General features: G+C 36.0%; 1 protein-coding gene. It reads left to right on the top strand.

Translation table 11 applies throughout. The features are described 5' to 3' along the window. Positions 1 to 141: 141 nt before the first annotated feature. On the top strand, positions 142 to 1,257 hold the full coding sequence (locus tag H9655_RS22275; RefSeq protein ID WP_016201461.1) for an IS4 family transposase: 1,116 nt from the start codon (positions 142 to 144) through the stop codon (positions 1,255 to 1,257). The last annotated feature ends 147 nt before the right edge of the window (positions 1,258 to 1,404 follow it).

Raw genomic sequence — 1,404 nt, 5'->3', positions numbered from 1 at the left:
TCACTAGTGTTGCATTAATTTATTTTCACTATTAAAAATACTCAAAATGTTCAATTTTATTATTTTGTGCAAAGAAAAAGTCCTTTATAATGGATAAGTCAGGTGGTAACCCGTCCAAATCCACTAAAAAAGGACCAACTCATGGACAAGATTACACGAAAAACTTCATTTGGACAATGGTTTTCACCAATAAATCTTCAACTTTTTGAAGAAACCGTGAAAACGTTGAAATTAGATTACTATACGAAAAAACTAAAAACAGACTCATTTCTAAAATTACTCCTTTTTGCACAGCTACAAGAAGTCGAAAGTTTGCATGAGCTAAGCGATTGTCTTTTCGACGACCAACTACAAAAAGGCATTGATCTTGATTCAATCAGTATTTCTCAGCTCTCACGCCGATTAAACGGTATAAATCCAGATTTATTTCAAAGGCTTTTCCTTGATTTAGTCGCACAAATTCATGCAAAAACACATTATACAAAGCTTATTATGCCGTTAAAAATTATTGATTCAAGCACATTGCCACTTAATTTGACCAATCATAAATGGGCAAAGTTCCGCAAAACAAAAGCGGGTGTCAAGTTGCATTTGAGACTTGTGTTTATGGAAAAAGGGAGTTCCTATCCTGAAAAGGCTGTTTTAACAACGGCAAAAGAACATGATCGTGGTCAGCTTGAAATCATGGTTGATGATAAAGAATGCATGTATGTGTTTGACCGTGGCTACCTAGATTACGAGCGCTTTGACCGAATGACAGATGATGGTTACTTTTTTCTTTCAAGGCTACGGAAAAACGCAGTCATACGGGAAGTTTATAATTTTAAACTACCCGAGAATTCAGCTGTTTTGTCAGATCAAATGGTGTTGATTGGTACGACTCAAAACCGTGCTGAAAATTACTTTCGTCTTCTAAAAGTGATGGATTCAAAAGGAAATGAACTGCATTTAATTACCAATCGTTTTGATTTGAGTGCCGAAGAAATTTCAGAGATGTACAAATCACGGTGGGCAATTGAGTTGTTCTTTAAATGGATCAAACAGCATCTCAGCATCAAAAAATTCTACGGTCAAAGTGAATGGGCGATTCAAAACCAAGTGTTTATCGCACTGATTGTTTTTTGCCTACATGTTCTCGTACAACTTGAAACAAGAAGTAAGCGAAAAACCTTACAAATTAGCCGTTATTTAAGGGCTGCATTGTGGAAACCAGCCCATATCTGGCTTCGAAAGATTGAAGGGAAAGCCATCCCTTAATAAGCAAATTGTTGTTGTCGCACAAGTCTAATTGTAAAAAAAACCCAAATGGATGGAGCCACCTTTGAATAGGTATTTACCTTTTTGGCTCTAAACAGGGAGGATAATCAGACTGAAAATTGCGACAATATTTATGCAACACTAGTG

This window comes from Cytobacillus stercorigallinarum (assembly GCF_014836495.1).
GTDB lineage: Bacteria > Bacillota > Bacilli > Bacillales > Cytobacillaceae > Cytobacillus > Cytobacillus stercorigallinarum.
The sequence above is the reverse complement of the archived record's forward strand: the minus strand, read 5'-3'. Positions and strand labels throughout refer to the sequence as shown.

Excerpts from the sequence above, each read along its gene's own strand:
- H9655_RS22275 (WP_016201461.1), top strand. The coding sequence starts at position 142 with ATGGACAAGATTACACGAAAAACTTCATTTGGACAATGGTTTTCACCA.